The sequence below is a fragment of the Sphingomonas sp. SUN019 genome, assembly GCF_024758705.1.
GTDB lineage: Bacteria > Pseudomonadota > Alphaproteobacteria > Sphingomonadales > Sphingomonadaceae > Sphingomonas.
The window spans coordinates 2,001,295-2,013,773 of the sequence record NZ_CP096971.1 but is presented as its reverse complement, the minus strand read 5'-3'; the positions used below and the strand labels follow the sequence as shown (position 1 = coordinate 2,013,773).

Genomic DNA, 12,479 nt, shown 5'->3' with positions numbered 1-12,479 from the left:
GGCGGATCAGCCGGGCGCGGCGCTCCAGCCGGGACGGAATTCCTCACGCGCGTTCTTCGGCAGCGCGAGCCGGAGTTCGCGGTTGGCGAAATCGATGTTGACGCGGCGGAACAGCTTCAGCGCGTCCATGCCGAGCAACAGCGCGGGCGTATCCTCCAGCCCGAATACGCGGAACGGCGCGGCGTCGGCAAACGCGATCGGCAGATCGGCGATCGTCACCTCGCCGATCTTCACGTCGTTGATCCGGCCGTAATCGGCGGTCAGCGTGCCGCCGGTGACGCTGATCAGATCGATCGGGACGACCTTCCGGTCGCGCCGCGCGATCCGTTTGCGCAGCGCCTGATTGCCCATCGTCACCGCCGATCCGGTGTCAAGGATCACGCGCACACGCTTTCCGTTGACGAAGGCGTCGGTCACGACAAGCTGGCCGTACATATTCTTGGCGGTCACGACGATTTCGCCGGGCAGCGCGCGCTGACGCTTGGTGCGCCTGTTCGAGGGTGAGACCGCCATCGTCTGCCGCTCGAAATCGATCGCGAGCGAATGGCGCTGCAGCGAATCGATCCCGAGCATCCCCGCTGCGCCGAGGTTGCGCGCACCAAGCGCAGGCGCTTCGATCGCCAGGCCGCCGAGCGTGCTGACCGAGATCGAGGGGATGACGACGGTGCCGACGTCGCTGGTTTCGGTCATCGCGGTCAACCGCACCGAACGGCCCGCGGCCAGCCCAAGCTTCGACGCGAGTTCGCGCGCGATGACGGTGCGTTGCGCGCCCGTGTCGATCACGAAACCATAAGGGCCAGCGCCCGCGATCTGCACTGGCACGGTCATTCGCGTGCCCGCTTCGCCGAACATGATCTCGTCGATCGTCGGTTCGGCGGGGGCCGCCATGCCCGTCACAGGCGGGGGCGGCGGAGATGCGGCGGGGGGCAACGGGGATTGCGCGGACAGCAGCAGCATCGGCGCCAGCATGAACGGGGCGAGCGATCTCTCCATGCGCCGAAGCTGCGCCCGATCCGGGCCTTTCGCAAGCGGTATTAGCGGCAAGGGTAGCCACAATCCTCCCCTGCAAGGGGAGGTGGCTCGCGCAGCGAGACGGAGGGGGGTCGCCCTCCGTTATTCGCCGTGACACCCCTCCGTCAGGCTTCGCCTGACACCTCCCCTTGCAGGGGAGGATTAAATTATCAATCCGGCGCCATCGCCACGGTCGCCAGCGCTTCGGCTTCGATCAGCAGCGCGTCGTCGGCGCTGCCCGTCGCGACGCGTTCGCGGCCGATCATCGTCAGCACCGGCACCGCCAGCGGGGTGACGCGCGGCAGATCGACATGGAGCATCGTGTCCGCCGCACGGTCGAGCAAGGCCGCCAGCCGCCCGACGTCGGTCATCCGCGCGCGCGCATCGGCCCACGCCGCCTCCAGCAGGATGTGCGACGGTTCGTACTTGCGCAGCACGTCGTAGATCAGGTCGGTCGAAAAGGTCACCTGCTTGCCGGTCTTGCGCTTGCCCGGATGCTGGCGCTCGACCAGCCCGCCGATCACCGCGACCTCGCGGAACGCGCGCTTCAGCAGGTGCGATTGCTGCACCCAGTCGACGAACTCGTGCTCCAATATGTCCGCGTCGAACAAGGACGCAGGGTCGGTGACGGGGCGCAGCGAAAAGGTCGCCAGTGCATAATCGTTGGCGACGAAGCCCATCGGCTGCAGCCCCTGCGTCTCCATCCGCCGCGTGAGCAGCATCCCGAGCGACTGGTGCGCGTTCCACCCCTCGAAACTGTACGCGACCATGAAGTGGCGGCCTTCGTGCGGGAAGGTTTCGACCAGCAACTGCCCCGGTTCGGGCAGCGACGAACGCTTCGCCTGCATCGTCAGCCATTCGTGGACGTCGGGCGGGAAACGATCCCAGTCCGCTGGGGTGGCCAGAAATCCGCGCACGCGATTGGCCAGATTGGTCGACAGCGGCATCCGCGACCCGCCATAGGTCGGGATGCGCGCGGGTTTGGCAGTGGCGCGGACGATCAGATCCTCGGTGTCGATCTTCTCGACCTCCAGGCTCATGCCCGCAAAGTAGAACGTGTCGCCATGCGCCAGCGTCGCGGCGAACCCTTCCTCGACCTTGCCCAGCACGCGCCCGTTGCGGAAGCGGACCTTCAGCATCGTCGCCTCGACGATGATTCCGGCGTTCAGCCGGTGCTGGGTGATGAACTTCGGGTGGGTTACGCGCCACAGACCATCGGCATCCTGCGTCAGCCGCTTGAAGCGGTCATAGGCCTTCAGCGAATAGCCTCCGTCGCGAATGAAGCCGAGCACCTGGTCGAACAGGTCGCCGGTCAGCGCGGAATAAGGGAGCGAGGACCGCACTTCGTCCAGCATGACGTCGCGATCGAACGGCGCGGCGCAGGCGCACGCCATCAGATGCTGCGCCAGCACGTCCAGCGCGCCCATGCGGAACACGTCCGCGTCGAGCTCGCCCGCCTCGACCGCGTCCAGCGCTGCGCGCGCCTCGAGATATTCGAACCGGTTGCCGGGGACCACGATTGCCTCGGACGGTTCGTCCAACCGGTGATTCGACCGCCCGATCCGTTGCAGCAGCCGCGACGACCCCTTCGGCGCGCCCATCTGGATCACGCAGTCGACATCGCCCCAATCGACCCCGAGGTCCAGGCTGGCGGTGGCGACCAGCCCGCGCAGCAGTCCCGCCGCCATCGCGCCCTCCACCTTCGCGCGCGCCTCTTTCTCCAGACTGCCGTGGTGGATGCCGATCGGCAGCCGCAGCGCATTTTCCTTCCACAGATCCTGGAAGATGAGTTCGGCGAGACTGCGCGTATTGCAGAAGACGATCGTCGTCCTGTGCGTCTCGATCTCCGCCATTACCTGCGCGGCGGCATAGCGTCCCGAATGGCCGGCCCACGGCACGCGGCCCTCGGGCAGCAGGATCGCGATATTGGGATCGACCCCGGTTTCGCCCTGAACCAGGCTGACCGTATCGATATCTCCGTCGGGGGCGAGCCACGCGCGATAGCCGTCGGCGTCGGCTACCGTTGCCGACAGCGCGACGCGGCGGCTGTCGGGGGCAATCCGCCCGAGCCGCGCCATGCACAGGTTGAGCAAGTCGCCGCGCTTGCCGGTGGCGAAGGCGTGGACCTCATCGACGACGATCGTCCGCAATCCTTCGAACATCGTGAAGCTGTCCGGATAGGACAGCAGGAGCGACAGCGATTCGGGCGTGGTCAGCAGGATTTGCGGCGGTTTCACGCGTTGCCGCGCCTTGCGGTCGCTCGGCGTGTCGCCGGTACGCGTCTCGACCCGGATCGGCAGGCCCATCTCCGCGACCGGCGTCATCAGATTGCGCTGGATATCGACCGCCAGCGCCTTCAGCGGTGAGACGTAGAGCGTGTGCAGCCCCTCGGTCGGTTGCTCGATAAGGTCGGCCAATGTCGGCAGGAACCCGGCGAGCGTCTTGCCTGCGCCGGTCGCCGCAACCAGCAACGCGTGCCGCCCGGCGCGGCCTTCGCGCAGCATCTCCAGCTGATGCGTACGCGGCGTCCAATCGCGCGCGGCGAACCATTCGGCAAGGACAAGGGGGAGATCGATCACGATGGTCCACGTCATATAGGGCGCGCGGACCGCGCCGCCATCACGTCGGCGGCTGCTCGGTCGCAAGCCAGGGTGCGGGCGCGGCAGTCGCGCGATCGATCAGCTTGCGCTGCTGGCGTATCTCCAGCCCCGGGGTCATCAGCGGCGTCGGCGTCCGTTCGAACTGCGCCGGGGTCATGTCGACGAACAGGCGAAATTCGCGGTTCAGGTGCGACGCGTCGTAGAAACGCATCCGCGCCAGCGCGTCGGCGTCGGGCACCGCCATCCCGCGCATCACCGCCGCCATGTCGAGGAAGCGGCTGCGGCGCAGCACCGTCTTCGGCAGATGCCCGAAATGATCGCGCACCAGGTGATCCAGCCGGCGCGGCGTCGTGTTCAGGTCGCGCACGATATCGCGGACGTTGCGCACCGGATCGGCGCGCGCGGTAGCTTCGAATTGTTCGCAGATCGGGTTGGGGACGACCGTCGCCCATTCCATCTGTTCGCGCACCACCGTCTCCAGCCGGGCGAAGGTCTGGTCGTGATCATAGGTATTTTCGCATGCCCAGCGCAGACGATCGCCCCATGAGCCGCCGATCGTCGTCAGGCGATCCGCGATCAGGTCCGCGCGTTCGGTCGAAAAGGCGCGCCACGCCGCGGGCCGGATCGCAAAGCCCGCCGCGACGACCGGCCCGGTACAGCGCACCGGAAAGCGTTTGCGCTGTGCGCCGAACAGCATCGGCCCTTCATATTCGACCCATTCGCCATCGATCCGCGTCGCCCAGCGGCCGATCGTCGGCACCCGGATGTAAGCGGTTTCGTGCAACAGGAAGTCTTCCAGCACCGAATCCGCCGGCTGATCGAAAATGGTGATGAAATAGCGCGCGACGAACGTCGCCATGTCCGCCGATGGCGCACGGCTGAGCGACAGCGGCAGACCGTCGCGGGACACTCCGGTGCGCGGGGTTATGGCCATCCGATTTCGATTTTATGGAACGGCCCGCCTCGTCGCAATCTTACTTTCCTTACAATAGACCTTCCGCAAAATTTCATGCGGACACCGTCTCCGTTGCGCTTCCTACGGTGCGCTCGGTGCGACTGAGCCACGGCGGGAGCGAGCCAAGCGGCAATGTCGCGAGATAGTCGAGTTTGCGGCGCTGGCGTACCTCCAGACCGGGCGTCAGCAACGGTGTCGACGTCCGGGCGAAATTGGCCGGGGTCATGTCGACGAACAGGCGAAACTCGCGGTTCAGGTGCGACGCGTCGTAGAAACGCGACGACGCGTCGTTGTCCAGCCCCGGGATCGCCATCCCCTGCATCACCGCCGCCATGTCCAGGAAACGGCTGCGGCGCAGGACGGTCTTCGGCAGATGCCCGAAATGCGCGCGGACGGCGCGGTCGAAGCGGCTCTGGCTCATCCCGGCTTCGGCGGCGGCGGCGGTCACGCTGCTGGTCGGTTCGAGCCAGGCGCGCCGTTCGAACGCCGCCATCAGCGGGTTGGACGCGCCGCGCAGCGTCGCCACCCGGGCGCGGGTCGCGGCGGTCAGCCGCGCGACGGTCCCGGAATGATCGTCGATATCGCGGCAGGCGTGGATCAGTTCGGCGCCCCACGCGCCGGTGACCCGGGTCAACCGGTCGACGAACAGATGCGCGGCGGCCGGTTCGATCCCGAACCAGCCGCTCGACCTGATCGCGAAGCCGGCGATCGCCATCGGCCCGCGGCAACGTACGTGAAGCGCCTTGCGTTGCGCGCCGAACATGTATGCGGCGGGATCGTGCGGCACCCAGCGCGACCCGACCAGCACCTCCCACGCGCCGCGCACCGTCACGCGGATCAGCGCGGTTTCGTTCAGCAGGAAATCGCTGGTCACGTTATCGTCGGGCTGGTCGATGATCGTGACGAAGAACCGCGCGATGACATCGGCCAGATCGGGCGGAGGAGCGACATTGACGGAAATCGGCAGGCCGTCGCGCGTCTGACCGGTACGGGGAACGATCGTCATCGGGTGCGAGAAATACCGAAATGCAAACCCCTGTAAACAGGTCGCTTGGCGCAGCGCGGCGGACGCCCCATATCGGTACGATGCCCAAGCTCGGCGACTGGCTCGAACCCCATCCGCACGGCATCTACGTGAAGCCCGCCGACGCCTGGATCGATCCGTCGACGCCACAGGCGCGGGCGCTGGTGACGCACGGCCATGCCGATCACGCGCGCGGTGGGCACGCTGCGGTGTGGGCGACTCCGGAAACGCTGGCGATCATGGACGCGCGCTACGGAGCGCAGGCTGGGAATCCGGTCGGATATGGCGAAACGATCCGGCTTGGGGATGTGGAGGTGGGCTTCGTGCCCGCGGGCCATGTGCTGGGGTCGGCGCAGATCGTGCTCGATTTCCGCGGCGAGCGGATCGTCGTGTCGGGCGATTACAAGCGCCGCGCCGACCCGACCTGTACCCCGTTCGAGCCGATCAAATGCGATGTGTTCGTGACCGAGGCGACGTTCGGCCTGCCAGTCTTCCGCCATCCCGATACCGGCGACGAGATCGACAAGTTGATCGCCGCGCTGCACGCCAATCCGGATCGCTGCGTGCTGGTTGGGGCCTATGCTTTGGGCAAGGCGCAGCGCGTGATCGCCGAATTGCGCGACCGCGGCCATCACGCGCCGATCTACATCCACGGCGCGCTGCAACGGTTGTGCGACCTGTACGCCGATCACGGCGTGCGGCTGGGCGAATTGCTCCCCGTGGCCGACGCGACCAAGGCCGAGATGGCGGGGCACGTCGTGATGTGCCCGCCCGGCGCGCTGAACGATCGCTGGTCGCGCCGCCTGCCGGCGCCGATCACCGCGATGGCGAGCGGCTGGATGCGCGTGCGGCAACGCGCGCGGCAAAAGCTGGTCGAGCTGCCGCTGATCCTGTCCGATCATGCCGATTGGGACGAGCTGACGACCACGCTGACCGAAATCGCGCCGAAGGAGGTGTGGGTCACCCACGGGCGCGAGGAGGCGCTGATCCACTGGTGCATGACGCGCCAGATCAAGGCGCGCGCGCTGGCGCTGGTCGGGTTCGAGGATGAGGATGACTGATTGAGCTTGGCGCGCCCGCGCTCTATCGCGGCGCATCGAAGGGTGGGAAGTTCGCCGGGTGGAGCGTGGGGTGCGGGAGGAATTGTATCGATCGGACGACCTTCTCGTGCGGCGCGTGGGATCAGCGGGCGGTACGATCGTCGTCACCTTCGCATCGTTCACCAACACGCCCGACCTCGACCGCCCCGGCTTCGGCGAGGAATTCCTTGAACGCGAGGGGATCGATGCGATCCACGTCGTCAACCGGCTGAACCGCTGGTACCAGCACCGCGACATCCCGGACATGCTGGCGGCGATCGCGGCGGTCACGCGCGATTACGACCGGGTCATCACCTACGGCTCCAGCATGGGCGGCTATGCCGCGCTGCGCTTCGCCCGATCGCTCGGCGCGGACACGGCGATCGCCTTGTCGCCGCAACATTCGGTCGATCCGCGCGTGGTGCCGTGGGAAACGCGCTGGCAACCCGACATCGCGCAGATCGAGTTCGACGAAATCCCGTTCGCGCCCGCGCCGCGCCAATATGTCTTCTACGATCCGCACGACATTCCCGACGACCGCCACGTCGCGCTGATCGCCGCGGCGGGGCCGGTGGCGCGTATTCCCCTGCCGCATGCGGGCCATCCGGTCGGCGCGCTGCTGACCGAAACCGGCGCGCTGCAATGGGCGCTGCGCGCGATCGCCGCCGGTACGTTTGATCCCGCAGAGGTGCGGTCAAAGGTGCGCGCCGGGCGGCGGCAATCGCAACACCTCTATTACACGCTCGCCCACCGCGCGGCCGTCCGCCGGCCGCGGCTGGCCATCACCTTGTTGCGCAAGGCGATCGCGATCACGCCCGAATCACATATCGTCAGCGCGATGGCGGTGCAGATGGACCGGCTCGGCCGGCGTGAACAGGCGGCGCGGCTGCACGAACGCGCGGTGCTGCTGACGCCGAGCAACTCCTTCGCGTGGATGGCCTATGCCGCGCACCTCGAACAGATCGGCGATCCCCAAGGCGCGTCGGACGCGCTGAAGGCGGGGTCGCCCGGGCAATCGAGTTCGCCGCTGCTGCTGCTGCGCATCCAGCAGCTGCGAACGTTCCTGCGCCGCCGCAATCTCCACTGGCTCGATCGCTGGTTCGAGGCGTTGATCCGGCGGATGCACGGATCGCGGTACGAAGCGGCGATCATGCGCCAGCTAGGGCGCTGGTTTGGCTGACGCCGAAAGGGATTTGTCTGAAACTCGGTTGCATATAGCGGTCGCCGGCGGCGGCATGTGCGGCTGTATCAGGCGATGAGCGCGCTGTTCACGCCGGTCTATCAATCCGATGGCGGCGCGCTGCCGCTCATCCGCGATACGCTGGTCGGGCCATTGTCGAAGCTGTGGCCAGCGACGTGGTTGCAGGCGGCGATGGTCAGCGGTCTGGTCGGCGCGCCGCTGACCCGGCTGGGGTTGTGATCTAGGCGCGTTCCAGCGCGCGCTGGCGGCGGCGCTGGACCGAGCTGCCGATGCCCAGCGCCTCGCGGTACTTGGCCACCGTGCGGCGGGCGATGTCGAAGCCCTTGGCGTTTAGCAGGTCGACGAGCGTGTCGTCCGACAGCACCTTGTCGCCTTCGTGGTGGATCAAGGCGCGGATCGCGGATTTGACCGCCTCGGCCGACACGGCATCACCGCCGTCGGCCGACTGGATCGCGGAGGTGAAGAAATATTTCAGCTCGAACAGCCCGCGCGCGCAGGACAGGTATTTGTTGCTAGTCACGCGACTGACGGTCGATTCGTGCATCTCGATCGCCTCCGCCACGCGCGCGAGCGTCAGCGGTTTCAGATGCGCGACGCCGTTCAGGAAGAACGCCTCCTGCTGCTTCACGATCTCGGTCGCGACCTTGACGATGGTGCGCTGGCGCTGGTCCAACGCCTTCACCAGCCAGTTCGCGCTGGCCAGGCAATCCGACAGCCACGCCTTCGACGCCTTATCCTGCGGCCCGGTCGACAGTTCGCTGTAATAGCTCTTGTTGACCAGCACGCGCGGCAGCGTGGCGTTGTTCAGTTCGATCGCCCAGCCGGTCTTGGTGCGCTGGATGTAGAGATCGGGGACGACCGCCTGCATCGGTTCGCCGCCATAGCGGCAGCCGGGTTTGGGATCGTAGCTGCGCAGTTCGCGGATCATGTCCGCCATGTCCTCGTCGTCGACGCCGCACATTCGCTTCAGCCGCGCGAGCTCGCCGCGCGCGACCAGATCGAGGTTGTCGATCAGCCGCGCCATGCACGGATCATAGCGATCCGCCTCCTTCGCCTGCAGCGCGATGCATTCGGCCAGATCGCGAGCGCCAACACCGGTCGGATCGAAGGTCTGGATGACGCCCAGCACCGCCTCGACCTGCGCCAGCGGCACGCCCAGCCGCGTCGCTACGTCGAGCAGGCTGGCGGTGAGGTATCCTGCCTCATCGATCAGGTCGATCAGATGCTGCGCGACGAACAGGTCCGCGCCCGACACCGCGCTGCCCGCCTGCGCGAGGAGATGATCGGCGAGACTGGCGGAGGTGTCGGCGAACGAATCGAAATCGGGGCCGTCCTCGCCCATCCCCCCGCCGCTTGCGCCGTTCAGACCGAGCGCGCCATCCATTCCGACGCGGTCGCCAGGTCCGTCTCCGTCGAAGCGTTCGGCGGCGATGTCGACGTCGAGCGATTCGCCCGCCGCTTCGCCGGACATGACAAGTTCGTCCGCGCCCGCAGGTTCATCGCGTACCACTGTTTCCGGCTCGCGATCGATCGTCGGCCCATCTTCCGGCGCGGCAGTCGCTTCGAGCAGGGGGTTCTTCTCGATCTCCTCGGCGATCACGCCCTCGATCTCGAGATTCGACAGCGCGAGCAGCTTGATCGCCTGCTGCAATTGCGGCGTCATCACCAGCGATTGCGATTGCCGCAGGTCGAGACGCGGGGCGAGGCTCATGGCTTAGAGCGAGAAGCCCTCGCCCAGATACAGCCGCCGTACGTTCGCGTCGGCGACCAGTTCCTCGGGGCTGCCGGTGAACAGCACGCGGCCATCATAGATGATGTACGCGCGGTCGACGATTTCCAGCGTCTCGCGCACATTGTGGTCGGTGATCAGCACCCCGATGCCGCGCTCCTTCAATTGGCACACCAGGTCGCGGATGTCGGCGATCGAGATCGGATCGATACCCGCGAACGGCTCGTCGAGCAGCATGATCGACGGATTCGCCGCCAGCGCGCGCGCGATTTCCGCACGGCGGCGTTCGCCCCCCGACAGCGCCATCGCGGGCGCATCGCGCAGCCGCGTCAGGCCGAATTCGTCCAGCAACGTGTTCAGCCGCGCCTGCCGCGCCGCCGGATCGGGCTCGGACAGTTCGAGCACGGTCAGGATGTTCTTCTCGATCGTCAGCCCGCGGAAAATGCTGGTTTCCTGCGGCAGGTAACCAAGGCCGAGGATCGCGCGGCGGTACATCGGCAGGCCGGTGATATCGTCGCCATCGAGCATGATGCGGCCCGAATCGGGCTTCACCAGCCCCATCACCGAATAGAAGCACGTCGTCTTGCCAGCACCATTCGGCCCGAGCAGCCCTACCACCTCGCCACGCCCGACCGACACCGACACGTCGGCCAGCACCACGCGCTTGTCGTAGGATTTGGCGATCGACACCACCGACAGGCCGTCCATCAACGGCGCTTCATGGATCGGCTCTACTGCCTCCAGGGTCGTGATCGTGTCCATCGGTGTCGCCGACCTCGCAGCTAATGGTTACCGGAACGTTGCTGACCGACCGGTTGGCAGGATTCATGCATGAAGCGCGCGGCGGAGGGAAGGGGGGATGCGATGAAGTGCTCTGGTGGCGACACGGGCAAAGCCCGCGCCGTCGGACGGGTAGCCGCTTCGCGCCGTCCCGCCGGCCGTGCCGACCGCTGCGTCAGTACGCACCGGAGTCGTTCGCTTCGCTCGCGGCTCCTGCGGTCGTCAGTTCCGCTTCGGCACCGAGAACGTCCCCGTCACGCGACCCGACGGCGCGGTCGTGACCGCCCCATCCGGCCCGGTCGTCGTCGTCCCGCCGCGGACCGACGACCCATCGATCACCGCGCGCCCCGAATCGAGGTTGATCGTCAGCCGCCCGCCGTTGACGGTGTTGCCGCCCCCCTGCAGCAGCGACACGCCGCCGATCATCGTGATAACGCGCTTGTTCAGGTCATAGACCGCATATTGGCTGCGGGCGGTCTGGTCGGGCCGCTTCACCACCACGCCGCCCGCCGCGTCTAGCCGCGAGACCTGCGGATTTCCACCGATCACCTGCCCGGTATACGACACCGTCATTCGCGCGGAGTTCAGCGTCATCTCCGCCTGTCGCACCGCGACATTGCCCGACAGGACGGCGCGATTGGCCTTGTCCTGCAATTCGATCTGGTCCGCGCCGAAATCGATCGGCGCGTTGGTGTTGTGGCGCGTCTGGGCCTGCCCCGTGGTGGCGAGCAGCAGCAGGGCGGGAGCCGCCAACGACAAAGGGGGAAGACGCTTCATGGTGGCGCGCTATCTCGTGCTTCCGGGCGTCACGCGCAAGCGGGCGTTGCCGCGTAAAGTGACGGTGCGCTCTTCCAGATTGGCATCCAGCCGGTTCGCGCTGAAATTGCCCTGCTTCACGGTGCCGGTCACCGCACCACCCGACTGCATCGTCCGGGTCTTCAGGTCCACGACCGCGTTGTTGGTGTCGAGCGTGTAGTTGTTCGGCCCGCGAAACGCGATCGCGCCGTCCACTTTCACGCGCTCGGTCGTCATGTCGTAACGCGCGGCGGGCGCGGTGATCGTGGCCGGGCCATCGGTCAGCCCGAGCGACGCGGCGAGTTTCTGGATTTGAACGATCGGTTCGGCCGAACTCTTCTGCACCGCCGATCCCGCATCCAGCGTGAACGGCTGACCCTTCGCATCCTGCCCGCGATATTGCGCGCGTTGCAGCTTCATCCGCTCCTTCGCGACCTCGACCTTGTTCTTATCGAGCACGAACGACACGTCGCCGCCGGTGGTCAGCGGGGCCATCACCAGGAATGCGGCCAGCACCCCGATCGACATCGGCAGCGCCCAGTACGTAATCGCGATGACGCGGTCGTGCGAACTGCCGGGCGCGGCCCAGCGCTGCCGCTCGGTCCGCACCTGGCGTGCGATCTCAGACATTGTCCGTCGCCTCCGGCTGGCGCCGCGTCGGGGCGCAGCCCTCAGACATGCGCGAAGATGTCTACCTCGGGCCAGCCCGCCAGATCGAGTTCGGCGCGCGCGGGGAGGAAATCGAAGCACGCCTGCGCCAGCGCGGTGCGCCCCTCGCGCGCCAGCCGCCGGTCGAGTTCTTCCTTCATCCGGTGCAGGAACCGCACGTCGGAAGCGGCATAATCCTTTTGCGCGTCGGACAATTCCGGCCCGCCCCAATCGGACGATTGCTGCTGTTTCGACACTTCCTGCCCGCACAATTCGCGCACCAGTTCCTTCAGCCCGTGGCGATCGGTATAGGTGCGCACCAGCCGCGACGCGATCTTGGTGCAATAGACCGGCCCCGCCTCGACCCCGAGGTAGAACCGGATCGCCGCCAGATCGAAACGCGCGAAATGATAGAGTTTCAGCCGTTCCGGGTCCGCCAGCACCTCGCGCAGGTTCGGCGCGGCGTAGTTGCTGGTCGGCGCGAAGCGGACGAGGTGTTCGTCCGGCCCGCCGTCGGACAATTGCACCACGCACAGCCGGTCGCGCGGCGTGAGCAGCCCCATCGTCTCGGTGTCGACGGCGATCGATGCGCCGGGGGCGAAGACGCCTGCGGGCAGGTCTTCCTCATGGAAATGAACGGTCATCGCCTCGCCCTAT

At 67.0% G+C, this 12,479-nt stretch carries 12 protein-coding genes; 3 read left to right on the top strand and 9 right to left on the bottom strand.

What is annotated here, in order from left to right; all coding sequences use genetic code 11:
* Positions 1-6 precede the first annotated feature (6 nt).
* From M0208_RS09670 to M0208_RS09655, 4 genes are all read right to left on the bottom strand, one after another.
* Positions 7-993 carry a retroviral-like aspartic protease family protein gene (locus tag M0208_RS09670; protein WP_258891497.1) on the bottom strand — a complete coding sequence of 329 codons (987 nt, stop codon included), beginning with the start codon at positions 991-993 and terminating at the stop codon, positions 7-9.
* Between the two features lie 188 nt (positions 994-1,181).
* Positions 1,182-3,605, bottom strand: coding sequence for a ligase-associated DNA damage response DEXH box helicase (locus M0208_RS09665; protein WP_258891496.1), 2,424 nt, complete (start codon positions 3,603-3,605; stop codon positions 1,182-1,184).
* Between the two features lie 25 nt (positions 3,606-3,630).
* Positions 3,631-4,545 carry a helix-turn-helix domain-containing protein gene (locus M0208_RS09660; RefSeq protein ID WP_258891495.1) on the bottom strand — a complete coding sequence of 305 codons (915 nt, stop codon included), beginning with the start codon at positions 4,543-4,545 and terminating at the stop codon, positions 3,631-3,633.
* 73 nt (positions 4,546-4,618) lie between these two features.
* The gene (locus M0208_RS09655; RefSeq protein ID WP_258891494.1) at positions 4,619-5,572 is read right to left on the bottom strand and encodes an AraC family transcriptional regulator; all 954 of its coding nucleotides are present in this window, start codon (positions 5,570-5,572) and stop codon (positions 4,619-4,621) included.
* Between the two features lie 80 nt (positions 5,573-5,652).
* Here M0208_RS09655 and M0208_RS09650 point away from each other — a divergent pair, with 80 nt between their 5' ends.
* From M0208_RS09650 to M0208_RS09640, 3 genes are all read left to right on the top strand, one after another.
* The gene (locus M0208_RS09650; RefSeq protein ID WP_258891493.1) at positions 5,653-6,651 is read left to right on the top strand and encodes a ligase-associated DNA damage response exonuclease; all 999 of its coding nucleotides are present in this window, start codon (positions 5,653-5,655) and stop codon (positions 6,649-6,651) included.
* Between the two features lie 70 nt (positions 6,652-6,721).
* A complete protein-coding gene (locus M0208_RS09645; RefSeq protein WP_258891492.1) occupies positions 6,722-7,849 on the top strand; it encodes an alpha/beta hydrolase in 1,128 nt (375 codons plus the stop codon).
* A 75-nt stretch (positions 7,850-7,924) separates the two neighbouring features.
* A complete protein-coding gene (locus tag M0208_RS09640; RefSeq protein ID WP_258891491.1) occupies positions 7,925-8,089 on the top strand; it encodes a hypothetical protein in 165 nt (54 codons plus the stop codon).
* A 1-nt stretch (position 8,090) separates the two neighbouring features.
* Here the strand turns inward: M0208_RS09640 and rpoN are convergent, their stop codons facing one another.
* The 5 genes from rpoN to M0208_RS09615 form a co-directional block, all read right to left on the bottom strand.
* Positions 8,091-9,581: an RNA polymerase factor sigma-54 gene (rpoN, locus tag M0208_RS09635; protein WP_258891490.1), complete on the bottom strand. Its 1,491-nt coding sequence runs from the start codon at positions 9,579-9,581 to the stop codon at positions 8,091-8,093.
* 3 nt (positions 9,582-9,584) lie between these two features.
* Positions 9,585-10,361, bottom strand: coding sequence for an LPS export ABC transporter ATP-binding protein (lptB, locus tag M0208_RS09630; RefSeq protein ID WP_258891489.1), 777 nt, complete (start codon positions 10,359-10,361; stop codon positions 9,585-9,587).
* 240 nt (positions 10,362-10,601) lie between these two features.
* Entirely contained in the window at positions 10,602-11,156 is a 555-nt protein-coding gene (locus M0208_RS09625) for an LptA/OstA family protein (RefSeq protein WP_258891488.1), read from the bottom strand.
* 9 nt (positions 11,157-11,165) lie between these two features.
* Entirely contained in the window at positions 11,166-11,804 is a 639-nt protein-coding gene (lptC, locus tag M0208_RS09620; RefSeq protein WP_258891487.1) for an LPS export ABC transporter periplasmic protein LptC, read from the bottom strand.
* A gap of 41 nt (positions 11,805-11,845) precedes the next feature.
* The gene (locus M0208_RS09615; protein ID WP_258891486.1) at positions 11,846-12,466 is read right to left on the bottom strand and encodes a ribonuclease D; all 621 of its coding nucleotides are present in this window, start codon (positions 12,464-12,466) and stop codon (positions 11,846-11,848) included.
* Positions 12,467-12,479: the final 13 nt, after the last annotated feature.